Here is a 24,843-nt window from a genome sequence, read left to right on the forward strand (position 1 = left end):
GCCAGAGGCATCAAATGATCACTCGCACCCGTTTCACCTGCGAGGATGCCCCCAAAAGGGGGGCCTGCCGGCTTCCGGGCCGGTGGGCGGGCGGCGGGACCCGTACGGGGCCCCGCCCCGCGCGCGGCCGGTTGACGCGGCGGCCGGCACGACGGCTGCCGCCCCAACCGGCCTTCCCTCAGAGGAACTTGGCCTTCCCGGGGCCCTCCTCCACGAAGCTGCGCATGCCCCGCTCTCGGTCCTCCGTCGCGAACAGCCCCGCGAACCAGGTGCGTTCGATCGCGAGACCGGTGTCGATGTCGGTCTCCAGCCCCGCGTCCACCGACTCCTTCGCGGCGCGCAGCGCCAGCGCCGGGCCCTTGGCGAGCTTCCCGGCCCAGGCAAGGGCCTGCTCGTACACCTCGGCGGCGGGCACCACCCGGTCCACCAGTCCGAGCAAGAGAGCCTCCTCGGCCTTGACCATGCGGCCGGTGAAGATCAGGTCCTTGGCGTGGGAGGGGCCGATCAGCCGGGAGAGCCGCTGCGTGCCGCCCGCGCCCGGGATCAGCCCGAGCAGGATCTCCGGCTGGCCGAGCTTCGCGTCCTCGGCCGCGATCCGGTAGTCGGCGCAGAGCGCCAGCTCGCAGCCGCCGCCCAGCGCGTAGCCGGTCACGGCCGCGACCACGGGCTTGGGGATGCGGGCCACGGCGGTGAACGCCTCCTGGAGACCGCGGGAGCGCAGCACCATGGCCGTGTGGTCCATGTTCTGCATCTCCTTGATGTCCGCGCCCGCCGCGAACACCTTCTCGCCGCCGTAGAGGATCACGGCCCGGACGTCCTCGCGCCGGGTCGCCTCCTCGGCCAGCTCGCGCAGTCCGTCCTGCACGGCCACGTCGAGGGCGTTCATCGGGGGGCGGTTCAGGCGGATGGTCCCGACGCCGTTGGAGACTTCGAGGGAAACAGTCATGGGCCGAGGTTAGCCCCCGTTAACGCACCGGGACCCGGTGCCGTTGCTCACAGCACCGGGTCCCTCCGGCGCGCGGAGGAGGACGGGGAGGACTACCCGGTCCACTCCGCCCAGGACATGTTCCAGCCGTTGAGGCCGTTGTCCGGGGCGATCTGCTTGTCCTTGGAGTTCTTCACGACGACGACGTCCCCGATGAGGGAGTTGTCGAAGAACCAGGCCGAGGGCATGTTCTTGTCGTAGCCGCCGCGCACGTCCTGGAGGCCGACGCAGCCGTGGCTGACGTTGGCGGAGCCGAAGGTGCCGGGCGAGGCCCAGTAGTTGCCGTGCACGAAGGTGCCCGAGGTGGACAGGCGCATCGCGTGCGGGACGTCCTTGATGTCGTACTCGCCGCCGAAGCCGACGGTGGCGCCGTTCATCCGGGTCACCTCGTACTTCTCGCTGATGACCATCTGCCCGTTGTAGGTGGTGGTCGACGGGGCGCCCGCGGTGATCGGGACCTTCTTGATCTCCTTGCCGTCCCGGACGACGGACATGGTGTGCGCGGACGCGTCCACGGTGGAGACCTGGGAGCGGCCGATGGTGAAGGAGAAGGACTTGGCCTGCTTGCCGTAGACGCCGGGGCGGCCCTCGACGCCGTCCAGGTTGAGCTTCACGGTGACCTTGGTGCCGGCCTTCCAGTACTTCTCCGGGCGGAAGTCGAGGCGGTCGTTGCCGAACCAGTGCCCGGCGATCTCCACCGGCGGGTCGGCGGTGACGGTGATGGCCTTCTCGACGGCCTCGGGCGCGGTGATCCCGCGGGTGAAGTTGATGGACACCGGCATGCCCACGCCGACGGTGGTGCCGTCCTCGGGGGTGTAGTGGCCGATGAAGGTGTTCTGCGGGACGAGGGTGGTGAAGGTGGTGTCCTTCGCGGACTCGCGTCCGTCCGCGTCCTTGGCGACCGCGTGGACCTTGTACTTGGTGGCGCCCGCGAGGTGGTGCAGCGGCTCCCAGGACGCCCCGTCCGGGGAGGTCTTCCCCTCGATCCTCGTGCCCTTGTCGTCCTGCACGGTGACGGTGGTCAGCTTGCCCTCGGCCGCGGTCACCTTCAGCGCGCCCGTGGTCGGGACGGCGTCCGCGCCGTCCTTGGGCGCGACGGTGACGACCGCCTGCGACGGGCCGTCCGCGACCTTCCCGGCCCCCTTGCCGTCCGAACCCCCGGCCCCGCCCTTGCCGTCCCCGCCGCCCGCGCACGCGGTCAGCGCGAGCAGCGCGCCCAGTGCCAGTGCGGAGAGCCGGACACCTCTGCGTCCCCGCCCCCGTCCGGCTCCGGCCGATGCCCCCGATATCGGCTGCCCGTTCACGCTCGTTCTCCCCTCGCACGGCCTGGCCCCGCCACGGCCCGCACCCCCGCGCCCTATCCGCGCACAGTGTTCAGAAAATCACACGGATCGTCTCGGGACGTACCCCCGGATGTCACCGTTCGGTCCCAACCTGTTCGCCGGGACGGACGGAGAAACGCCAGGCAGGGGACGCGTGGCAGGGGGCGGGGACGCGTGGCAGGGGGCGTGTGGCGGGGGCGGGACGCGTGGCAGGGGCCGGGCTGCGGGGCGGTGGCGGAGGCGGGCGGTCAGCGCAGGGCCGAACCCGCCCGCCAGGTACGCCAGTCGAGGTTCCAGCCGCCGAGGCCGTTGTCGGGGGCGACGGTGCGGTCCCGGGAGTTGACCACCTCGACGACATCGCCGATCAGGGTCCGGTCGTAGAACCAGCCGGCCGGGGACTCACCGCTGCCGCCCTTGTCGTCACGGAGGCCGACGCAGCCGTGGGAGACGTTGTCCGAGCCGAAGGTCTCGGGTGCGGCCCAGTAGTTGCCGTGCAGGAAGGTGCCCGAGGTGGTGAGCCGGATCGCGTGCGGTACGTCCGGGATGTCGTACTCACCCCGCCCGTCCTTCTTCGTGAAGCCGACGGTCGCCCCGTTCATCCGGGTCACGTCGTACATCTCGGTGACCACCATCCGGCCGTTGTAGGTCGGTGTCCTGTCCGCACCCGCCGTGACCGGGACCTCCGCGAGGAGCTTCCCGTCCCGGACCACCCGCATGCTGTGGGCCGCCGCGTCGACCGTGGAGACCTGGGAACGGCCGACCGTGAAGACCACCCGCTTCTGCTGGATGCCGTACGCGCCCGGCGCACCGGCCACGTCCCGCAGCCGCATGTCGACGGTGACCCGGGTGCCCGGCTCCCAGTACCGCTCGGGCCGGAAGTCGAGGCGGTCCCGGCCGAACCAGTGCCCGGCGATCTCCACGGGCGGGTCGGAGGTCACCCGGATCGCCCGTTCGACCGCCGCCCGGTCGGCGATCTCGCGGTTGAAGGAGAAGGAGACGATCATCCCGGTGCCGACGGTGGCGCGGTTCTCCGGCTTGAAGTAGCCGATGAACCGGTGCTCGGGCACGGCGGTGGCGAAGGTGGTGTGCCGGGCCGTGCGCCGCCCCCGCGCGTCCAGGGCCACGACGTCCACTCCGTACTTCGCGGCGAGCCCCAGCCGGGCACCCTTCTCCGGCGCCCAGCTCAGCCCGTCCGCCGAGATCCGCCCGGGGACCTCGGCCCCGCCGTCCGCCTCGATGCGGGTGACCCGGACCCGTTCCAGCCGGCCGCCGTCGAGTTCGACGCGGAGGGGGCCGTCCGGGGCCACGCCCTTCGCGCCGTCCTCGGGCGTCACCCGGATCACCTCGTCCCGGCCGCTGCCCTTGCCGCCGCCGTCGGACCCGCCGCCGGTGCACCCGGCGAGCCCCGCGACCAGTCCCGCTCCCGCCAGCGCCAGGCCCGCACGCCGTACCGCGCGTTTCAGTGCATCTCTCACGCACCGCCCAACGACGGCCCCCCGCCCCGGGCAACGTACGCCGCCGCCGTACGGGCCCCGGGGCCGCGCGGAGAAGCACCCCCCGGGGGCCGGGCTCAGAAGCACTCCCGGGCCCGGCGGGCGCGATGCCGGGAAGCGCTCCCGGGCCGGCGGGCGGGCGCGATGTTGGGAGGCGGGCCGGACGGGCAGACATGACGGGAGGACCGACGACGGGCACGGGGCCGGGACGCCGCACACGCCCGTCCGGGCCCGCCGGTGTCAGGGACCCGACGAGCCGCGGGAGGCCGAGAGGTGTCGAGCGCAGCGGAAGCCGAACAGGAGACGCCGACCGAGGGAGCGCGGGACGCACGGGGCGCGCCGCCGCGCGCCCCGGCGCCGTCCGCCGCGGGCGGCCGCCCGGTGGTCCGCGCGGGACCGGCCGCCTGGCCGGGTGCGCCGACCCCCCTCGGGGCGCGGTACCGGGTGGGCCCGGAGGGGGTCGCGGGCACCAACTTCGCGCTCTGGGCGGGCGGGGCGGAGGGGGTCGACGTCTGCCTCTTCGACGGCCCCGGCCCGGACGCGACCGAGACCCGGGTGCCGCTCACCGAGCTGACCCACGAGATCTGGCACGGCTTCGTCCCCGGCGTCCGGCCGGGGCAGCGCTACGGCTTCCGCGTGCACGGCCGCTGGGACCCGTGGACGGGCGCCCGCTGGAACACGGCGAAGCTCCTCCTCGACCCGTACGCCCGCGCGGTCGACGGCGACTACCGGCTGCCGCCCGAGGTGTACGGGCACGTCCGCGACTGGCCCCAGCAGCATGTCGCCGACACCGTCCGCGACGACCGTGACTCGGCGCCCTTCGTGCCCAAGGGCGTCGTGGTCCACGACGACACGGGCGGGGGCGACGAGTGGCGGGACGACCGCCGGCCCAAGACCTCGTGGGCGGACACCGTCATCTACGAACTGCACGTACGCGGCTTCACCAAGCGGCACCCCGGCATCCCGGAGGATCTGCGCGGCACCTACGCGGGCCTGGCCCACCCGGCCGCGATCGAGCACCTGACCTCCCTCGGGGTGACGGCGGTCGAGCTGCTGCCGGTGCACCAGTTCGCCCACGAGGACCATCTGCTGCGCCGGGGCCTGGTCAACTACTGGGGCTACAACTCCATCGGCTACTTCGCCCCGCACGCCGCCTACGCGGCCTCGGGGACGGCCGGGCAGCAGGTCGGTGAGTTCAAGCGGATGGTCCGGGCGCTGCACGCGGCCGGGATCGAGGTGATCCTCGACGTGGTCTACAACCACACCGCCGAGGCCGGGGAACTGGGCCCGATGCTGTCACTGCGCGGCATCGACAACCGCGGCTACTACCGCCTCCAGCACGACGCCCGCCGCTACGCCGACTACACGGGCTGCGGCAACACCCTGCACGTGGTGCAGCCGCAGGTGCTGCGGCTGATCACCGACTCGCTGCGCTACTGGGTGACCGAGATGGGGGTGGACGGCTTCCGCTTCGACCTGGCGGCCGCGCTGGCGCGCTCGATGCACGACGTGGACATGCTCTCCCCGTTCCTCGCGGTCATCGCCCAGGACCCGGTACTGCGCCGGGTGAAGCTGATCGCCGAACCGTGGGACGTGGGCAGCGGCGGCTACCAGGTGGGCGCGTTCCCCCCGCTGTGGACCGAGTGGAACGACCGCTACCGGGACGCGGTCCGGGACTTCTGGCGGGGCGCGCTGCACGACGTCCGGGACCTCGGCTACCGGCTGTCCGGCTCCAGCGACCTGTACGCCTGGGGCGGGCGCCGCCCGTACGCCTCGGTCAACTTCGTCACCGCGCACGACGGTTTCACCCTGCGCGACCTCGTCTCCTACGAGCACAAGCACAACGAGGCCAACGGCGAGGGCAACCGGGACGGGACCGACGACAACCGGTCCTGGAACTGCGGCGCGGAGGGCGACAGCGACGACCCGGCGGTCAACGCGCTGCGGCGGCGGCAGCTCCGGAACCTGCTGACCACGCTGCTGCTCTCCACCGGGGTGCCGATGCTGGTCGCGGGAGACGAGATGGGCCGTACCCAGCGCGGCAGCAACAACGCGTACTGCCAGGACAACGAGATCAGCTGGCTGGACTGGTCACTGCCGCAGGAGCCGGGCGGGCAGGAACTGCTGGCCCTGACCCGGCGGCTGCTCGCCCTGCGGCACGCGCATCCGGTGCTGCGCCGCAGGGCGTTCTTCTCGGGCCGCCCGCAGGCCCCGGACGGGCTGCGGGACCTGGCGTGGTTCACGCCCGAGGGCACGGAGATGACCGAGGCCGACTGGTACGCGCCCTCCGCGACCTTGACCCTGTTCCTCTCCGGCCGGGACATCCCCGGGCGGGACGCGCGGGGGGAACAGGTCACCGACGACAGCTTCCTGACGGTCCTGCACGCGGCGCACACCCCGGTGCCGTTCCGCCTGCCGGGACGGCCGTGGGCGGAGGCGTACGAACTGGTGGTGGACACCTCCCGGGAGGACCAGACCGAGCCGCCGGGCACGGTGTACGCCGGCGGCACGACGGTGACCGTCCCGGCGCGGTCGGTGCTGCTGCTGCGGGTGCTGCCGGGGGCGGAGCTCCCGGAGGCGGCCGTTCCGGACGCGGACGGCGACGGCGGCAGGGACGGAAACGGAGGCGGAGACGGAGGCAAAGTGGGAGACGGGGGCGGTTCGCCGTAGGAGGTGCCCGGCCTGCCCGTCGACCTGCGGGCCCGCGGATCTGGCCCGCGGATCTGCGGGCCCGGACCCGTCCGGAGCAGGTCCGCCACCTCCCGCGAGGGGGCGCGGCACCGGCACCCGCGAAAAGCACGTGAGTCTGTCAGTGGTGAACCGTACTCTCGGTGCTGATGCCCACTTCACTTTCCACCCCCACCCCGCCGGCCCCGGGCGTGGAGCGGCGGTCCGCCGTGCGCTCCCTGCTGCGCCTGTGGCCGTATGTGCGGCCGGTGCGCGCCCGGCTGTTCAGCGCGGCGTTCGTCGCGGTCGTGGCCTCCTGCCTCAGCCTCGTCATCCCCCTGGTCCTCAAGTGGATGGTGGACGGCCCCGTCGCGGACCGTGACCCGGGCGGGGTGTGGCTGGGCGCGCTGGTGGTGCTGCTGCTCGGCATCGCGGAGGCGGTCCTGTTCGGCTTCCGGCGCTGGCTGGTCGCCCGGCCGCTCGCCGGGGTGGAGGCGGCCATGCGCGCCGACCTCTACGGGCATCTGCAACGGCTGCCGGTGGCCTTCCACGACCGCTGGGCCTCGGGGCAGTTGCTGTCGCGCGGGACCACGGACCTGATGCTGCTGCGGATGTTCCTGGCCTTCCCGCTGACCTTCCTCCTGGTCAACGGCACCACGATCCTGGTGGGGTTCGTGATCCTGCTGGCCCAGGAGTGGACGCTGGGGCTGCTGCTGCTCGGTCCTGTGGTGCCGCTGGTGATCGCGTGCGCGCTGTTCGAGACGAAGTACTCGCTGGTCGCGCGGCGGGCGCAGGACCAGGTGGGCGATCTGACGACCGTGGTGGAGGAGAGCGTCCTCGGCATCCGGATCGTCAAGGGCTTCGGACGGCACCGCAGCCAGTCGGAGGCGTTCCGGGGGCTGGCGCGCCGGCTGCGCGGCACGGAGCTGGAGAAGGCGCGGCTGCTGGGCGGGATCTGGGCGCTGATCACGATCGTGCCGGAGCTGGCGATCGGGGCCGCGCTGGTGCTGGGCACGGTGCAGGTGGCCGACGGGGACCTGTCGGCGGGCACCCTGGTGGCCTTTCTGTCGACGGCACTCGCGCTGCGCTGGCCGATCGACTCCATCGGCTTCCTGCTGGCGATGAGCCAGGAGGCGGCGACGGCGGCGGACCGGTACTTCGAGGTGCTGGACGCGGAGCCGGAGGGCGACGGCGGTGGCGACGACGACGGTGGCGGCGGACACCTGGCGGGCACGGTCCCCGCCACCGGCCCGGGGGACGGCGGCACGCACCGCGACGGACTGCGCTTCGAGGGCGTGACCTTCCGCTACCCGGACGCCCCGCCCGGCTCCGCCCCCGTCCTCGGCCCCGTCGACCTGCATGTGCGCACCGGCGAGACGATGGCCCTCGTCGGCGGCACGGGCAGCGGCAAGACCACCCTCACCGCGCTCGTGCCCCGGCTCTACGACCCGACCTCCGGGCGGATCACCCTCGACGGCCGCGACATCACCGCCCTGCCCCGGGAGCGGCTGCGCGAACTGGTCTCGGTCGCCTTCGAGGAGCCCACGCTGTTCTCCGCGACCGTCGGGGAGAACGTGCTGATGGGCGCCGGGGAGAACGCGGGCGAGGAGGCGCTGCGGCGGTCGCTGGACATCGCCCAGGCCGGTTTCGTCGACGCCCTGCCCAGGGGCGTGGACACCCAGGTCGGGGAGCAGGGACTGAGCCTGTCGGGCGGTCAGCGGCAGCGGCTGGCGCTGGCCCGCGCGGTGGTCGGCGAACCGCGCTTCCTGGTCCTGGACGACCCGCTGTCCGCGCTGGACGTGCACACGGAGGCGCTGGTCGAGGCGGCGCTGCGGCAGGTGCTCGCCCGGACCACGGCGCTGGTGGTGGCGCACCGGCCGTCGACGGTGATGCTCGCCGACCGGGTCGCCCTGCTGTCCGGCGGGCGGATCGCGGCGGTCGGGACACACCAGGAACTGCTGCGCACCAACGCGGAGTACGCGTGGCTGATGTCCGGGGCGGACCGGCGGCCGCAGGACGCGGACACGGGTACGGGCGCTGACGCGGGCGCGGGTGCGGGTTCGGGCGCGGGTTCGGGCGCGGACGCCGGCACGTACGCGGCGACGGAGACGGAGACCGAGACGGCGACGGAGACGGAGAGGACGGCCCGGTGACGGCGGAACCGACGACGAGCGCGGTGGAGGAGCGGGCGGGCGGCCCGGCCCGCCCCGAGCCCCCCGCGTCCACCGGCCCCTCCCGGCCGGCCCCCTCTCCCGGGCCCCCGGAACCGGACGCCTCGGACCCGTTCGACCGGGACGCGCTGCCCGCCCCGCCCGGGGCGACCGGCGCGCTGCTGCGGTCGCTGCTCGCGCCGCACCGCGCCCGGGTCGCGCTCACCGCCGTGTTCCTGCTGCTCCAGCAGGCCGCCGTCCAGGCGGGTCCGCTGCTCGTCGCGTACGCGATCGACCGGGGCGTGCCCGCGTTCCGGGCCGGCGACCACGGCCCGCTGGTCCTCGTCGCCACCGGGTACGCGGTGTGCGCGCTGGCCGGAGGCGTCCTCCAGTACGCGTTCATCCGCTCCGCGGCCCGGGTCAACCAGGACGCGCTGCTGGATCTGCGCGGCCGGATCTTCCGGCACGCCCAGGCGCTGAGCGTCGACTTCCATGAGCGCTACACCTCGGGGCGGCTGATCTCGCGGTCCACCGCGGACGTGGAGTCGCTCCAGGAGCTGCTGAGCGAGGGGCTCCAGGAACTGATGGCCGTGGTGCTGTCGTTCGTCTACATCTCGGCGATGCTGCTCTGGCTGGACCTGGGGCTGGGCGCGGTGGCGGTGGCCTCGTTCGTGCCCCTGTATCTGCTGGTGCGGCTCTACCAGCGGCGTGCGCGCACGGTGTTCGCCGCGCGGTCGACCGCGATCGCCGCGGTGATCGTGAAGTTCGCGGAGACCCTGAACGGCATCCGGCCGGTGCGCGCGTTCCGCCGGGAGCGGGCCAACGACGCGGCCTTCCGGGCGCTGAACGGGCGTCATGAGCGCAGCAACGGGGACTCGCTGCTGGAGATGGCCCGTTATGTGGTCGGCTCCCGGCTGGTCGCCAACACGGCGGTGGCGGCGATGGTGCTGTGGGGTGCGTACCGGGTGGCCGTGGACACGCTGGCGCTCGGTGTGCTGGCGGCGGCGGTGCTCTATCTGCGCCGGCTGTACGACCCCATCGACCGGCTGGGGATGTTCCTGAACTCCTACGAGTCGGCGGCCGCGTCGCTGGAGAAGATCGCGGGTCTGCTGGCGCAGGTGCCTTCGGTGCCGGAGGCTGCCCGTCCGCGCGAGCTGCCCGCCCCGGCGGGCGACGGCCCGGGCCGGGAGGTCGTCTTCGACGGGGTCTCGTTCGCGTACCGGACGGGCGGCGAGGTGCTGCCGCGGTTCGATCTGACGATCCCGGCCGGGCAGACGGTGGCGGTCGTCGGGTCGACGGGCGCCGGGAAGTCGACGCTGGCCAAGCTGCTGGCCCGGTTCTACGACCCGACGGCGGGCCGGGTCCTGCTGGACGGCACGGACCTGCGCGAGCTGGCGGTGCCGGAGCTGCGGCGGGGTGTGGTGATGGTGACGCAGGAGGCGTTCCTGTTCTCCGGAACGGTCGCGGAGAACATCGCGATCGGCCGTCCGGACGCCGGCCGCGCCGAGATCGAGCAGGCCGCGAAGGCGATCGGCGCGCACGACTTCATCGCGTCCCTGCCGGAGGGCTACGACACGGACGTGCGCAAGCGCGGCGGGCGGATCTCGGCGGGCCAGCGGCAGTTGGTGGCGTTCGCCCGTGCCCTGCTGGCGGACCCGTCGGTGCTCATCCTGGACGAGGCGACGAGTTCCCTGGACATCCCCGGGGAGCGCGCCGTCCAGCAGGCCATGGACACGGTCCTGCGCGGCCGCACGGCGGTCGTCATCGCCCACCGCCTCTCCACGGTCGAGATCGCCGACCGGGTGCTGGTCATGGACCGCGGGCGCATCGTGGAGGACGGCCCGCCCGCCGCCCTCATCGCCGGCGAGGGCCGCTTCGCGGGCCTCCACCGGGCGTGGCGGGACAGCCTGGTGGGCTGACGGGCGGAGCGGGGTCAGGAGCGGGTTCAAGGACGAACAAGGACGAATCTGGACGGATTCGGGACGGGTTCGGGACGGGTTCGCCACCGACCCGAGAGGCACTCGGGAGGCATTGGGGGGCGCGCGGATCCGGCCATGCGCCGGGGGCGCTCCCGGGGGCGGCACGGCGCCACACCCAACCCTCCCGTCACGATCCGCACCCCCGCCGGCAGCGCCCGCGGCCTTGCGGTGCCGGTGCGGGCGAACTCCGCGCCGAGGGGGCCGTCACACCCCTGAAACGTTCGCTCAACGGACAACGACCTTCATGGACCGGACGACTTCCGGCCAAGTTCTTGTCGCGCTCCTGACAGGAACCGTTCACGGCTGCCAGTCTTCCCCCATTCCACGCATCACCGCTCCGAATGCCCCACTGCACGCCCGGCCCGCCCACCCAGCCGGCCGGTACCCCCCTCGCAGAAGGAGTTCGCGTGAGACCCACGCATCGCCGTCGCGCCACCGCGACCGGAGCCCTCATCGCGTCGGCCGCCATGATCGCGGTCGGATTCCAGTCCGGCGCCTCCGCCGCCCCGCAACCCGCCGCGACCCCCGCCGCCGCGCAGCAGACGCAGGCGGACCCGGGCGCGCTCCCGAAGAGCCTCTCCCCCTCGCAGCGCGCGGAGCTGATCCGCGAGGCGTCCGCGACAACGGCCGCCACCGCGAAGAAGATCGGCCTGACGGCCAAGGAGAAGCTCGTCGTCCGGGACGTGGTCCAGGACCGCGACGGCACCACGCACACCCGCTACGAGCGCACCTACGAAGGGCTGCCGGTCCTCGGCGGCGACCTCGTGGTCGCCGAGTCGCGCGCGGGGGCGACCGAGGCGGTCACCAAGGCGTCTCCGGCACGGCTCGCGGGCGTGGACACCACGGCGGACGTCCCCGCGGCGACCGCCGAGAAGCAGGCCCTCGGCGCCGCGAAGGCCGAGGGCTCCAAGGCGACGAAGGCGGAGCGGGCGCCCCGCAAGGTCGTGTGGATGGGCTCGGGCAGCCCGACCCTCGCCTACGAGACCGTCGTCGGCGGCCTCCAGCACGACGGCACCCCGAACGAGCTGCACGTCGTCACCGACGCGGCCACCGGCGCGAAGCTCTTCGAGTGGCAGGCCGTCCACAACGGCACGGGCAACACCCAGTACAGCGGTCAGGTGACGCTGGGGACCGCGCCCTCGTACACGCTGACCGACACCACCCGCGGCAACCACAAGACGTACAACCTGAACCGCGGCACCTCGGGCACCGGCACCCTGTTCTCGGGCTCCGACGACGTCTGGGGCGACGGCACCCCGTCCAACCCGGAGACCGCGGGCGCCGACGCGCACTACGGCGCGGCCCTCACCTGGGACTACTTCAAGAACGTGCACGGCCGTTCCGGCATCCGGGGCGACGGCGTCGGCGCGTACTCCCGCGTCCACTACGGCAACAACTACGTCAACGCCTTCTGGCAGGACAGCTGCTTCTGCATGACGTACGGCGACGGCGCGGGCAACGCCAAGCCGCTCACCTCGATCGACGTGGCCGCGCACGAGATGACCCACGGTCTGACCTCCAACACCGCGGGCCTGATCTACAGCGGGGAGTCCGGCGGCCTGAACGAGGCGACCAGCGACATCTTCGCGGCGGCCGTCGAGTTCCACGCCAACAACTCCCAGGACCAGGGCGACTACCTGGTCGGCGAGAAGATCGACATCCGCGGCAACGGCACCCCGCTGCGCTACATGGACAAGCCGAGCAAGGACGGCTCCTCCAAGGACTACTGGTACGCGGGCATCGGCAACGTCGACGTCCACTACTCCTCGGGCCCGGCGAACCACTGGTTCTACCTCCTCTCCGAGGGCAGCGGCGCCAAGACCATCAACGGCGTGAACTACGACTCGCCGACCTCCGACGGCCTGCCCGTCACCGGCATCGGCCGGGAGAAGGCGGCGCTGATCTGGTTCAAGGCGCTGACCACGAAGTTCAACTCCCGTACCGACTACGCGGGCGCCCGCACCGGCACCCTCGCGGTCGCCACCGAGCTGTACGGGGCGAGCAGCCCCGAGGTCAGGGCCGTCACGGACGCCTGGGCGGGCGTCAACGTCGGCTCCCGCCCCGGCGGCGACCCGGGTGAGCCCGGCGACTCCTACGAGAACACCACCCCCGTCGCGATCCCGGACGCGGGCGCCGCGGTGACCTCCACCATCAACGTCACCGGCCGCACGGGCAACGCGCCCGCCGCGCTCAAGGTCGTCGTGGACATCACCCACACCTACCGCGGCGACCTGGTCATCGACCTCCTCGCGCCGGACGGCACGGCCTACCGCCTGAAGAACAGCAGCGGCTCCGACTCCGCGGACAACGTCAAGGCGACCTACACCGTCAACGCCTCCTCCGAGACGGCGAACGGCGCCTGGAAGCTCCGCGTCCAGGACGTGTACCGCTACGACACGGGCCGCATCAACAGCTGGAAGCTCACCTTCTGACCCACCGGCCCGCCCCGCACCACACCACGAGCGCCGCCCGGCCCCTCTCCCAGGGGGCCGGGCGGCGGTCTTCCCGCCCCCGCCACGAGGACCGGACGCCTCCCGAGATCGTCAACTCACGGTTGACGATCCAGGAGTCGTCAACCTAAGGTTGTCGCATGACCGAGCCTGTGCGTCTGACCCATCCCGTGCGCCTCGACGACCTGATCGAGGCGATCAAGAAAGCCCGTACCCAGCCCCTGGACCAGCTCTCCGACGCGGTCATCGCGGCGGACCACCTCGGGGACATCGCCGACCACCTCATCGGCCACTTCGTGGACCAGGCCCGCCGTTCCGGCGCGTCCTGGACCGAGATCGGGAAGTCGATGGGGGTCTCCAAGCAGGCCGTCCAGAAGCGCTTCGTCACCAAGGAGTCCGACCAGCCGCTCGACCTTGACCCGAGTCAGGGCTTCAGCCGCTTCACCGCCCGGGCGCGGAACGTCGTCGCGGCCGCGTCGAACGAGGCGCGGGAGGCCCGCAACACCCATGTCGGGCCCGAGCACCTGACGCTGGGTCTGCTCGCCGAGCCGGACGGTCTCGCCGTCCGGGCCCTGACCGCCCGGGGCGCGGACGCGGCCCGGGTCCGCGAGGCGGCGGCCGCCGCGCTGCCCCCGGGAGCCGACGAACTCCCGGAGATCGCCCCGTACGACGCCCGCGCCCGCAAGGCCCTGGAGCTCACCTTCCGCGAGGCCCTGCGCCTGGGCCACAACTACATCGGCACGGAGCACATCCTCCTCGCCCTCCTGGAGGCGGAGGACGGCACCGGCCCGCTGTGCTCGCTGGGCGTGGAGAAGGGCAGGGTCGAGGAGTGGGTGCGGGAGACGCTGGCGGCGATCACGGCAGAGGGGCCGGACCGGCCCTGAGCGCGAGTGTGCCCCGGGCGGCGGAACCCGATCCGCCGCCCGGGGCACGGCACCAGGAAGTGTCCAGCAGATCAGGGCCGGACCCTCCCAGCCCTCAGCGCAGCAGCACCCCCGCCTTCGGTCCCACCGTGTCCGGTGCCTCCGCCGGCAGGGCGACCAGGCCCATGTCCGGGCCGGCCGGGACCAGGCGGTGGGCGGGCAGGACCCGGACGGTGTAGCCGAACGGGCCGGTCCGGTCCAGGGCGAGGGGGCCCTCGTAGGTCCAGCGGCCGTCCAGGTCCGGCCCGCCGGCCGGCTTCAGCGGAAAGGCCCGGCCGTCACGGATCGCGTCGTCCGCGTCGACCCGGCCCGCGACCGCCTGCACCTCCACGTCGTCCGGACCCAGGTCGCCGAGGGTGGCCTGCACCCGCAGGATCAGCGTGGAGCCGAGCCCGGCCGTCGCCGCGCCGCCCGCCCCCGCCTCCTGGTCCACCGCCTCGACGTGCTCCACCGCGACCCGCGGCCAGCCCGCCCGGACCCGGGCCTTCCACTCGGCCAGGGCCTCGGCGGCGGAGGCGTCAAGGGCCCGGTGCGCCCCGGCGGCCGGAACGTACAGCCGCTCCACGTACTCGCGCACCATGCGCCCCGCGAGCACCTTGGGGCCCAGGGTGCTCAGGGTGCGGCGGACCATCTCGATCCAGCGGTCCGGCAGCCCGCCCGCGCCCCTGTCGTAGAAGCGGGGCGCGACCCGGTCCTCGATCAGGGAGTACAGCGCCGCCGCCTCCAGGTCGTCGCGGCGGTCCTCGTCGGTGGCCGCTCCGTCGGCGGTGGGGATCGCCCAGCCGTAGTCCGGCTCGAACCACTCGTCCCACCAGCCGTCCAGGACCGAGAGGTTGAGGGAGCCGTTGAGCGCGGCCTTCATCCCGCTGGTGCCGCACGCCTCCAGCGGGCGCAGCGGGTTGTTGAGCCACACATCGCAGCCCGGGTACAGCTTCTTCGCCATCGCCATGCCGTAGTCGGGCAGGAAGACGATCCGGTGCCGCACCCGCGCATCGTCCGCGAACCGGACCAGTTCGCGCACCAGCCGCTTGCCGCCGTCGTCGGCCGGGTGGGCCTTGCCGGCGACCACGATCTGGATGGGGTGGGTCGGATGCAGCAGCAGCTCGGTCAGCCGCTGCCGGTCGCGCAGCATCAGGGTGAGCCGCTTGTACGAGGGGACCCGGCGGGCGAAGCCGATGGTCAGCACGTCCGGGTCCAGCACCCCGTCGATCCAGCCGAGTTCGGCCTCGCCCGCGCCGCGCTGCCGCCAGGAGGCGCGCAGCCGCTGCCGCACCTCGTCGACCAGCTGCTCGCGCAGGGAGCGGCGCAGCTCCCAGATGTCGGCGTCCGGGATCTCGGCGACCGCGTCCCAGCGGGAGGAGCCGCCGACCGAGAGGGCGTCCTCCGCGCGGCCCGCGCCGATCTGCCGGGCGCCGAGGCGGAAGACCTCGGGGGCCATCCAGGTCGGCGCGTGGACGCCGTTGGTGACCGAGGTGATCGGCACGTCGGCGGCGTCGAAGCCCGGCCACAGCCCGGCGAACATGTCCCGGCTGACGGCGCCGTGCAGTTCGGAGACGCCGTTGGCGCGCTGGGCGAGGCGCAGGCCCATCACGGCCATGTTGAACACGCCCGGCTCGCCGCCCGGGTAGCTCTCGGCGCCGAGCTGGAGGACGCGGTCGACGGGGACGCCGGGCAGCTCCGCGCCGTCCGCGAAGTGGCGGGCGACCAGGTCCCGGTCGAAGCGGTCGATACCGGCCGGGACGGGGGTGTGGGTGGTGAACACGGTGCCCGCGCGCACCGCCTCCAGGGCCGCGTCGAAGCCGAGGCCGGGCGCCTCGCCGAGTTCCCGGATGCGCTCCAGGCCGAGGAACCCGGCGTGGCCCTCGTTGGTGTGGAACACCTCGGGCTCCGCGTGCCCGGTGATCCGGCAGTACGCGCGCACCGCGCGCACCCCTCCGATCCCGAGCAGCATCTCCTGGAGCAGCCGGTGCTCGCTGCCGCCGCCGTACAGCCGGTCGGTGACATCGCGTGCGGCGGGGGTGTTGCCCTCCACGTCGGAGTCGAGCATCAGCAGCGGGACACGGCCGACCCGGGCGATCCAGATGTGCGCGTGCATCAGCCGGCCGGCGGGGAGGGTCAGGGTCAAACGGGCGGGGGTGCCGTCCTGCTCGCGCAGCAGGGAGACGGGCAGCTCGTTGGGGTCGAGGACCGGGTAGTGCTCCTGCTGCCAGCCGTCCCGGGAGAGGGACTGGCGGAAGTAGCCGTGCCGGTAGAGGAGTCCGACGCCGATCAGGGGGACGCCGAGGTCGCTGGCGGCCTTGAGGTGGTCGCCTGCGAGGATGCCGAGGCCGCCGGAGTACTGCGGCAGGGCCGCGGTCACGCCGAACTCGGGCGAGAAGTAGGCGATGGCCGCGGGGAACCGGGAGGGGTCCTCGCCGCCGCCGGCGCTCTGGTACCAGCGGCGGCCGCCCAGGTAGTCGTCCAGGTCGTCGGCGGCGGCCGCCAGCCGGCGCAGGAAGCGCCGGTCCCTGGCGAGCTCGGCCATCCGGGCGGCGGACACGTTGCCGAGCAGCCGCACGGGGTCGCCGGCCACGGCCCGCCACCCCTCCGGGTCGACGGAACGGAACAGTTCTTGGGTCTCGGTGTGCCAGGACCAGCGCAGGTTGCGCGCCAGGTCACCGAGCGGTCGCAGGGGTTCGGGCAGGACGGGACGGACGGTGAAACGACGAATGGCCTTCACGGGTCCCACCTTCGCAGGGGATATACGCATCTGAGCGGACGCACGGCGATGACGTGTCGTCCGTCCGCTTTCGTCGCGCACGACCGTAGCGTCCCCCCGGCCCGCGGGGGAGGGCGCACAGCGGCCCCGGGGGCTCGCCGGGGGGCACGCGGTGAGGGGGCGGGGCCGGCGAGCCGGGCGGCGGGTACGGGACCGGGGCGGGGCCGGCGACCGGGCGGCGGGTACGGGACCGGGCAGGTGCGCACCCCGCCCCGCACCGCTCCTTTCACCCCGGTCCCGCCCGCACCCGGTCCCGCCCGCACCTCCCCCTCACCCCGGTCCCGTCAGCGCGCCCGCCCCCGCGCCGGAACCCCGTACGGCGAGCCCGCGTTCACCGTCTCGCGGTCGAAGGCGCCCTGCGCCGCGTACCGGGCGGCGATGGCCGCGCGTTCGGACGGCGGGATCACCGTGTCCACGTCCCGGAAGCCGCCGGGGGCGCGCTCGTGGGCGAGGTTGATGACGACCTCCGGGCCCTGCCGCCGGTTGGCGCGCTGGAGGGCGGTGGTGACGGGCCGCCGGTCGGCCTCGTACGCGGCCAGTGCCGCCACCGGGTCCCGGTGGGTGGCCAGCGCGTGCGCGAGGGCGCGGCCGTCGACGACGGACTGGGTCGCGCCGTTGGACCCGACCGGGTACATCGCGTGGGCCGCGTCGCCGATCAGGGTGGTGCGGCCGCGGGTCCAGGACGCCAGCGGTTCCCGGTCGACCATGGGGTACTCGTACGCGGCCTCGGCCGCCGCCAGGACCTCGGCCACCCGGACCCCGCCGAACTCCCAGCCCGCGAAGCGGTGGGCGAAGTCGCCGACGTCGACCACCCGGTTCCAGTCGCCCCGGTACGCGCCGTCCTCGGCGTCGTGCGCCGCCGAACCCGGTCCCAGCAGGGCCCAGTTGACCTGTACGGTGCCCTCGGTGCCCGGCTCGGTGAGCGGGTAGACGACCGCCTTGTGGGTGTCGTCGCCCGCGATGAACATGAAGGTCCCGGCCCGCTCCGCCGGCATCCGGGACACCCCCCGCCAGACGACCGCCCCGTTCCACGGCGGCGCGCCCTCCCCGGGGTTGAGCGCCGCGCGGACCGCCGAGCGGATGCCGTCCGCGCCGATCAGCAGGTCCGGCTCCAGGGACGCGCTGCCGCGCCGGGCGCCGTCGCGGTACTCCAGGGTGACCCGGGGCCGCCTTTCCGGCATGCCGTCGGGCAGTGGCTCGACGCCCGTGACCCGGACCCCGGTGAGCAGGGCGGACGGTCCGAGCCGGGCGCGTACCGCCTCCGCGAGGACGCGCTGGAGTTCGCCGCGGTGCACGGAGAGCTGGGGCCAGAGGTAGCCGGCGCGCAGCCCTCGCGGGTCGCGCGAGATCAGGGAGCCGCTGCGGTGGTAGTAGCGCAGTTCCCGGGTGCGTACGGCGCCGCGCTCGACGGCGCCGAGCACGCCGAGGGCGTCGAGTTCGCGGACCGCGTTGGGCATGAGGTTCAGGCCGGCGCCCACCGGGCGGATCTCGCGGGCGGCCTCGACGACCGTGATCCGTGCGAATCCGGCCGCGTGGAGGGCGAGTGCCGCGGTGAGTCCGGCGACGCCACCGCCGACGATCATGATGTGGGTCATGGGGACGGGTCTCCTCGGAAGTCTGCTCGGTGCTCTCCTTCTCACCGGTCAGTGCCGTGCGGCGCGGGCCGTGGTGTCGGCCGCAGCCGGACCGGTCCCCCGGACCGAGCGGCGCACCAGCGTCTCGTTGGCACGAGTCAGGTCGAGCACGGAGCGCAGCAGGGCGACCGGCGCGCCCCCGCTGCCCACGTCGTAGAGGCGGACGTCCTCGCTGTACGCCTTGCGGGCGATGGTGATGTGCCGGGCGCGGAAGGTCTTCAGCAGGCGCAGCACCCGGGCGAGGGCCATGGCGGAGGCGGCGAGCGAGGCGGGGACCGAGCCGGTGCCCTCCCAGCTGAAGGCCGCGGAGAGCTTGGAGACCGCGGAGACACCGCCCCGGTGCACCGCGTGGTGCGCGCGCCAGGACGGGAGGCTGTAGCGGACGGAGTCGTCGAGGAAGGCGTCGTAGGCGGCGTCGCTCCGGTCGCACTGCCACAGCGTCAGATCGACGAGCCAGAGGGGGACCTGCGCGGCGGCGGGGCCGAGGAGGTCCTCGCCCGCGACGTCGACCTCCTCGAAGTAGGAGCGCAGCTCACGGGCGAAGAACTCGGGCGTGACCCGGGCCACCGTGAAGTCGATGGAGTCGACCATGCGGGCGACATGGCCGGCGGTGCGGTCCAGCGCCTCGGCGAAGGCGGGGTCGTACGGTTCCAGCCGGGCCAGCTCCGCGCAGGTGTCGAGGCAGGCGACCAGGCTGGGGAAGACCATCCGGACGGCGTCCTGGAGGTTCCCCTCCATCGGGTCGCCGGTGTACATCCGCTGCCGGGGGCCGGTGGGGTTCCAGGCCGTGTAGTGGTGCACGGTGTCGCGCGGCACCATGTCCGTGCGCCGGCCCAGCAGCCGCAGGACCGGCAGGGCCTGGGGCACGGCGGCCAGCGGCTCGGTGCCGTGACGTTTCAGCGACCCCAGGAGGATGCCGAGGTCCCGCATCGCGGCGAGGGCGTCGACGACGGAGAACGAGGCGGCGCGCTCCGGCTCGGGCAGCAGGGCGCGCAGTGCGACGGCGAGCGCGGGCACGTCGGCGGCCGCGTTCATCGCCGGGAGGGCCCCGAGCAGCGCGTCCGCGCCGAGAGGGTCGGCGGCGCGTATCTCGGCTATCCGGTAGCGCGGCTCGGCCCGGTGGCGGGCGTCGCCCAGCGGTTCGGGTGCGGGCACGACGAGGTCGTTCAGGGTCAACGGACTGTCCCCTCGGGTCGGTTCACTGGTGGATGCGGGGCGGCGGTGCGCGCGGCCCCCGGCCGGGCGCCCGCCCCGGGTCACTCCACGGCCCGGCCGACCCGGTCCTGGCGTGGCGGCGCCATGGCGGTCCCGGGCAGCCGCAGCCGGAGGGAGAGCAGGACGGCCGGCACCGCGAACGCGGCGCCGGCCAGCAGGGCGTAGCGGAAGCCCTCGGTCGCGTCCCCGCCCCCGGCGGAGCCCGCGCCGATCACCGCGACGGCGACCGCGAGGCCGAGGACGGAGCCGAACTGCTGGCTGGTGCTGACCAGTCCGGAGGCGAGCCCGGTCTCCCCGGGCGCGGCCCCGGCCGTGGCGGCCACGTTGGTGGTGACCATGACCAGCGGCAGGGCGACGCCGAGGACCAGGCTGGGGGCGAGGACGGTGCCGGCGAAGCCGCCGTCGGCCCTCAGGGCCAGGGCGAGCCACGCCGTCCCGGCCGCGAGAAGCACGAAGCCGCAGGTCATGACCGGCCGCAGCCCGTACCGGCCGATCAGGGCGCCGGCGCGCGGGGCGACGGCGACCACGACGAGGGAGAGCGGCAGCAGGCCGAGCCCGCCGGTGAGCGGCGAGTGGCCGAGGGAGCGCTGGAGGTAGAGGCTGACGACGAAGAACATCGGGAAGAGGGTCGTCTGGGCGAGGGCGGCGAGTACGTTGGCCCGGGCGAGGGCGGGCCGGCGCAGCACGTCCGGCGGCACCAGCGGGTGCGCGGCCCGGCGTTCCCGCAGGACGAACGCCACGAGCAGCGCGGCGGCCCCGGCGAGCGCCCCGAACGTCCGCGTCCCGGTCCACCCCGCGCTCTCGGCGCCGACGAGGGCGTACGCGAGCAGTGCGAGCCCGCCGGTCGCGGTGAGCGCGCCCCCGAGGTCCGCGCCCTGGTCCCGCCGCCGGGACGCGGGGCCGAGGACCCGGAGAGCGCCCGCGGCGAGGAGGCCCGCGGCCGCCACGTTGAGCCAGAAGGTGGCCCGCCAGCCGGCCAGGTCGGTCAGGACGCCCCCGAGGACCGTGCCCAGCACCCCGCCGAGCCCGCCCATGGCGGCGAACACCCCGAGGGCCCGGTGTCGTCCGGGGCCGTCGGGGAAGAGGGCGAGGAGGGCGGCGAAGGCGGCCGCCCCGGCGAGCGCCGCGCCCACGCCCTGCGCGGCACGGGCCGCCGTGAGCTGGGCGGCGCTCTGGGCGAGGCCGCCCGCCGCGGACGCGGCGGCGAGCAGGGCGAGGCCGGTGAGGCAGACGCGGCGGTGGCCCAGCAGGTCGGCGGCGCGCCCGCCGAGGAGCAGCAGCCCGCCGAAGGCGATGAGGTAGGCGTTGGCCACCCAGGACAGTCCGGCGGAGCCGGTGCCGAGGTCCTTACCGATCGAGGGGAGGGCCACGTTGACGATGGCGGTGTCCATGATGAGCAGGAGCTGCATGGCGGCGAGCACCATCAGCGCGGCCCCGGCCGGTCGGGCGGCGCCGGCCGGTCGCCCGGTCGTGTCGGCTCTCACCGCTGCACGGTCTCCTCGGACGACCCGTGTCCGGGCCGCACGGTCTCCTCGGACAGCGCGTAGCCGGGCCGCACGGTCTCCTCGGACAGCCCGTAGCCCGCGAGGCAGGACCGGACCAGGGCCTCGCAGCTCGCGGTGTCGCCCTCCCACGCCTGCTGCGTGAGGTAGACGTGCGGGGCGCCGTGGTAGAAGCGCTCGTACTGCTCGTGGCGGGCGGCGAACTCCGAACCGAGCGCGTCCCAGGCGAGTTTGAGGAGCTTGATCCGCTCCTCCGCGCCGTGTCCGGGCGAGCGGACGTACTTGCGGACCAGCGGGCCGAGTTCCGGGTGCAGCAGATCGGCCCCGGAGGCGGGGAGCTGGATCACACCGCCGCCGGCCAGCAGCTTGATCTCCTGGAGGGCGGCCGGGTACAGCTCACCGGCCACGATGCGCTGGGCGTAGGAGATCTCCTTGCCAGGCCGCACCCCGCCGCGTCCGCCGTCGACCTCCTCGAAGGACGCCTCCGCCGCGAGGACGAACGCCTTGGCCTGCGCGACCCGGCCCATCAGCCGGCCGACCGCCTGCACGACCTGCGGCAGCTCATGGGTGTTGTTGGCCCGGGTGAGCAGGATCGCGAGGCCGGTCAGGAACTCCAGCTTGGTCCAGAAGCGGGTGGCCCCCTGGTGCACGAAGTTCACGTACGCCGGGGTGTCCCACCACATCCGGAAGGTGGTGTCCGTGTTCCGGTAGGTCAGGACCCGCTCCCAGGGGACGAAGACGTCGTCGAAGACGAGCAGGGCGTCGTTCTCGTCGAAGCGGGCGGAGAGCGGGTTGTCGAAGACGCTGCGGGCGCGGCCCTCGTAGGAGGTGCGGGAGACGAGGGTCAGCCCGGGGGTGGCGAGGGGCAGGGTGAAGCTGAGGGCATGCTCGACGTCCTTCGGGGCGAGGGGTTCGATGGTGCCGACGACCACCTCGTCGGCGAAGACGGCGGCCGTGCCGATGGTCTTGGCCCCGCGCACCACCACCCCGCCGTCCTTCTCCGCGACGACCCGGACGACGAGGTCGTCCTCCTCCCGCCCGGAGGCGGACCGGGCGCGGCCGGACTGCGGATCGGTCAGGGTGAACGCGGCGTACAGGTCGCCCTCGGCGAGCCGGCGGTGCCAGGCGCGGGCGTGGTCCGCGCCGTCGAAGGAGTCGGTGGTGAAGACCCCGGGGGCGGCGGCGAAGCCGGTCGCGCCGGCCGCCATGCAGTCGGGGGTGCGGCCGAGGAAGCCGTAGCCCGCCTCGGCCCAGACCTTGTGGGCGCGGCGGCGGGCGACCAGTCCGGCGTGGTCCCTCGGGACCAGGAAGGCGCGGTGCACCCCGCCCTCGGTCAGCTCGGCGGTGTGCGCGGAGTCGTGCGCGAGGTCGTAGAGCCGGGCGATCGACGCGGCGGTGTTCCGGAAGGCGGGGTGGCGGGTGACGTCGGCGACGCGCTCGCCGTCGAGCCACACCTCCCGTCCGCCCCGAAGCGAGGCGAGGTATTCCTGGCCGGACCTGGTCAACGTTGCTCCTCGAACCGAAAGAACCGCGGACGACGGGTTTCAGCCGAGCCAACAGGGCCCCGGCGGCGCCCGGCAATGAACGACCGTCCAGCGGTCCTTAAGAACCGGCCAGTCATGCGGCGGACGCGCCCCGGTTGCGGTACTCGCCGGGCGTCATGCCGTACCACTTGCGGAAGGCGAGATGGAAGCCGACCGCGCTCTGGTAGCCGACCCGGCCGGGGACGGCCGACTGCGGCAGCACGGTCTCGTCGAGCAGCCGGGCCGCCTCCTGCATCCGCCGGCCGGTCAGGTGCCGCGCGGGCGCCTCGCCGACGAGCTCGCGGAAGGCGGCGGTGAACGCGGAACGGGACATGCCGACCTCGCGGGCGAGGGACTCGATGGTCCACGGCTCGGCGAACCGGGTGGCCACGATGACCATCGCCTTGCTGATGCCGGGGTGCCCGAGGACCGGCAACGCGGCCGGTTTGTCGGCCAGTTCGCTCAGCAGCGGCCGCAGCGCGAGGACCAGGGCCATCTCGAAGGCGCGCAGGGTGATCAGGCGGTCCCCCGGGCCGACGGGCCGGTCGGTGGTGGCGAGCAGCCGCAGGGTGTCGCGGAGCAGCGGTTCCCGGTCGATCTGGGAGCGGTCCAGGACCAGGGCCCAGGGAAGGGCCTTGTAGAGGTTGCCGGCCGCGCTCTCGTCGTAGTGGAGTCCCGCGCAGAGCAGCCGGCTGACCGGGCCGTCGCCCTCGATGCGGATCTCCCCCGAGGTGCCGGGGGTGCGTTCGGGCAGCACGGCGGCGAGGGAGACGCCCCGGCGGTCGGGGCGGTCGGCGAGGCGGTGCGCCGTGCCGGTGGGGAAGAGGGCGAGGTCGCCCTCGTGCAGCTCGACGGGCGCATGGCCCTCCGCGGTGATCCAGCAGCCGCCCTCGGTGAGGAAGTGGAGCACGGCGCAGCTCTGTTCGGAGTCCCCCTCGATGGCCCACGGTGCGCGCACGTACCAGCGGCTGTCGAAGACGCCGGTGAGACGCAGCGGCTTGAGCAGTTCGCTCAGCAGGTCCTCACGGTCGCGCTCGTGGTCGCGCCCGCGTTCGCCGTCGCGCGCGTCACGGTCGTGCGCGCCCTGGCCGCGCGCGCCCCGGTCGTCGCGGCCGCGCTCGCTGTGGGTCGGTCCCGGTGGTCGTTCCATTGGACGATCCTTCAACCCCCGCCCCGGATTGTTAATTGATCGGCCGAACTCGCCCCCGCGAGCCTGGAACAGCCGCTCGCGGCAACACGCACACCTTATCGAAGGGCGTTTCACACTCATGTCCGATCACATTCCGATGCGCGTCGCCGTGGTGGGGGCGACGGGTCACCAGGGCGGCGCGACGGCCCGGCTGCTGGCCGGCCTGGGCCACCGGGTGCGCACCATCAGCCGGCGGCCCGAGGCGGAGCGCCCCGCCCTGCCGGGGGTCCTCGTGGCGGACGGCGACCTGGGCCGCCAGGAGGACGTGCGCCGCCTGCTGGAGGGCGCGACGCACGCCGCCGTGACGATGCCGCTGGTGTACGAGGCGGAGAAGGTGATGCGCTACGCTCAGCACATCGCCAAGGCCGCGCGCGGGGCCCGGCTGGAGCGGGTCGTCTACAACGCCAACACCCGCGTCCCGGAGCGGACCACGCGCCTGGCCGCGTTCGAGACCCGGCGGCTGGTGGAGACCGTCCTGCGGGAGGGCCTCGCGGACAGCGGCACGGAGCTGGTGGTGCTGCGCCCGCCGGTCTATCTGGACAACCTCTTCAGCCCGTGGAACGGGCCGGCCCTGGTGGACGAGGGCGTGCTCGCGTACCCGCTGCCGGCCGGCTGCCGGGCCGCCTGGCTCTCCCACACCGATCTGGCCCGGGCCGTGGCGGCGGCGCTCACCGCCGAGGGGGCCGGGGGGCGCACGTTCGACATCGGGGGCGCGCAGGCCCTCACGGGCGCCGAGCTCGCGGAGGCGTTCGGGCGCGGGCTGGGGCGCACGGTGGAGTACCGGGCACTCGAACCGGACGTCTTCGAGCGGGCGCTCGCCCAGATCGCCGGACCGGAGACGGCGCGAGGAGTGGCCGGAATCTACCACTGCATGGCGAGCGGCACGGAGCCCGGTCTGATGGCCGACGACGGCGGCGCCTGGACGAAGGCGCTGGCCGTGGAGCCGGCCCCGGTGGAGGAGTGGGTGGCGCGCCAGCCGTGGCAGGTGTGGTCGGGGGCATCCGCCCGGACGGCGGAATCCGCCTGAGCGACATGAGGAGCGGCCGTATACGG

The 24,843-nt window shown here is 74.1% G+C and carries 15 protein-coding genes; 6 read left to right on the forward strand and 9 right to left on the reverse strand.

All coding sequences use genetic code 11. From position 1 onward, the window contains the following. Positions 1–178 precede the first annotated feature (178 nt). From C593_RS0100425 to C593_RS0100435, 3 genes are all read right to left on the reverse strand, one after another. Complete coding sequence (locus C593_RS0100425; RefSeq protein WP_018845327.1) at positions 179–946, reverse strand: enoyl-CoA hydratase-related protein; 768 nt, start codon at positions 944–946, stop codon at positions 179–181. A gap of 92 nt (positions 947–1,038) precedes the next feature. Then, a complete protein-coding gene (locus C593_RS0100430; protein ID WP_018845328.1) occupies positions 1,039–2,289 on the reverse strand; it encodes an Ig-like domain-containing protein in 1,251 nt (416 codons plus the stop codon). A 266-nt stretch (positions 2,290–2,555) separates the two neighbouring features. Continuing rightward, positions 2,556–3,782 (reverse strand): Ig-like domain-containing protein, encoded by a 1,227-nt coding sequence (locus tag C593_RS0100435; RefSeq protein WP_018845329.1) that lies wholly within the window; start codon positions 3,780–3,782, stop codon positions 2,556–2,558. Between the two features lie 291 nt (positions 3,783–4,073). Here C593_RS0100435 and glgX point away from each other — a divergent pair, with 291 nt between their 5' ends. The 5 genes from glgX to C593_RS0100460 all read left to right on the forward strand — a co-directional run bounded on the left by glgX (position 4,074) and on the right by C593_RS0100460 (position 13,930). Further along, positions 4,074–6,470 (forward strand): glycogen debranching protein GlgX, encoded by a 2,397-nt coding sequence (glgX, locus tag C593_RS28525; RefSeq protein ID WP_018845330.1) that lies wholly within the window; start codon positions 4,074–4,076, stop codon positions 6,468–6,470. A 167-nt stretch (positions 6,471–6,637) separates the two neighbouring features. Beyond that, positions 6,638–8,620, forward strand: a complete 1,983-nt coding sequence (locus tag C593_RS28530; protein ID WP_078521108.1) for an ABC transporter ATP-binding protein — start codon at positions 6,638–6,640, stop codon at positions 8,618–8,620. A gap of 23 nt (positions 8,621–8,643) precedes the next feature. Then, complete coding sequence (locus tag C593_RS0100450) at positions 8,644–10,536, forward strand: ABC transporter ATP-binding protein (RefSeq protein ID WP_051093583.1); 1,893 nt, start codon at positions 8,644–8,646, stop codon at positions 10,534–10,536. A gap of 467 nt (positions 10,537–11,003) precedes the next feature. Then, entirely contained in the window at positions 11,004–13,028 is a 2,025-nt protein-coding gene (locus C593_RS0100455) for a M4 family metallopeptidase (RefSeq protein ID WP_026277219.1), read from the forward strand. Between the two features lie 158 nt (positions 13,029–13,186). Beyond that, positions 13,187–13,930 carry a Clp protease N-terminal domain-containing protein gene (locus C593_RS0100460; RefSeq protein WP_018845334.1) on the forward strand — a complete coding sequence of 248 codons (744 nt, stop codon included), beginning with the start codon at positions 13,187–13,189 and terminating at the stop codon, positions 13,928–13,930. 94 nt (positions 13,931–14,024) lie between these two features. Here the strand turns inward: C593_RS0100460 and glgP are convergent, their stop codons facing one another. The 6 genes from glgP to C593_RS0100490 form a co-directional block, all read right to left on the reverse strand. Beyond that, entirely contained in the window at positions 14,025–16,688 is a 2,664-nt protein-coding gene (gene glgP, locus C593_RS0100465; RefSeq protein ID WP_018845335.1) for an alpha-glucan family phosphorylase, read from the reverse strand. A gap of 323 nt (positions 16,689–17,011) precedes the next feature. Further along, positions 17,012–18,322, reverse strand: a complete 1,311-nt coding sequence (locus tag C593_RS0100470; RefSeq protein WP_018845336.1) for an FAD-dependent monooxygenase — start codon at positions 18,320–18,322, stop codon at positions 17,012–17,014. A 48-nt stretch (positions 18,323–18,370) separates the two neighbouring features. Then, positions 18,371–19,537, reverse strand: coding sequence for a monodechloroaminopyrrolnitrin synthase PrnB family protein (locus C593_RS0100475; protein WP_018845337.1), 1,167 nt, complete (start codon positions 19,535–19,537; stop codon positions 18,371–18,373). Positions 19,538–19,617: 80 nt separating this feature from the next. Next, entirely contained in the window at positions 19,618–21,060 is a 1,443-nt protein-coding gene (locus tag C593_RS0100480; protein WP_018845338.1) for an MFS transporter, read from the reverse strand. Further along, positions 21,057–22,583: a 4-hydroxyphenylacetate 3-hydroxylase N-terminal domain-containing protein gene (locus C593_RS0100485; protein ID WP_078521064.1), complete on the reverse strand. Its 1,527-nt coding sequence runs from the start codon at positions 22,581–22,583 to the stop codon at positions 21,057–21,059. The genes C593_RS0100480 and C593_RS0100485 overlap by 4 nt, the downstream gene beginning before the upstream one ends. A 112-nt stretch (positions 22,584–22,695) precedes the next feature. Beyond that, the gene (locus C593_RS0100490) at positions 22,696–23,751 is read right to left on the reverse strand and encodes an AraC family transcriptional regulator (protein ID WP_018845340.1); all 1,056 of its coding nucleotides are present in this window, start codon (positions 23,749–23,751) and stop codon (positions 22,696–22,698) included. A gap of 118 nt (positions 23,752–23,869) precedes the next feature. Between C593_RS0100490 and C593_RS0100495 the strand changes: the two genes are divergently transcribed. Beyond that, complete coding sequence (locus C593_RS0100495; protein WP_026277220.1) at positions 23,870–24,817, forward strand: NmrA family NAD(P)-binding protein; 948 nt, start codon at positions 23,870–23,872, stop codon at positions 24,815–24,817. Positions 24,818–24,843: the final 26 nt, after the last annotated feature.

Source organism: Streptomyces sp. CNT372, assembly GCF_000377145.1.

Coding starts and splice junctions, on each gene's coding strand:
- C593_RS0100425 (WP_018845327.1), bottom strand. CDS start 946: ATGACTGTTTCCCTCGAAGTCTCCAACGGCGTCGGGACCATCCGCCTG.
- C593_RS28530 (WP_078521108.1), top strand. CDS start 6,638: ATGCCCACTTCACTTTCCACCCCCACCCCGCCGGCCCCGGGCGTGGAG.
- C593_RS0100460 (WP_018845334.1), top strand. CDS start 13,187: ATGACCGAGCCTGTGCGTCTGACCCATCCCGTGCGCCTCGACGACCTG.
- C593_RS0100470 (WP_018845336.1), bottom strand. CDS start 18,322: ATGACCCACATCATGATCGTCGGCGGTGGCGTCGCCGGACTCACCGCG.
- C593_RS0100490 (WP_018845340.1), bottom strand. CDS start 23,751: ATGGAACGACCACCGGGACCGACCCACAGCGAGCGCGGCCGCGACGAC.
- C593_RS0100495 (WP_026277220.1), top strand. CDS start 23,870: ATGTCCGATCACATTCCGATGCGCGTCGCCGTGGTGGGGGCGACGGGT.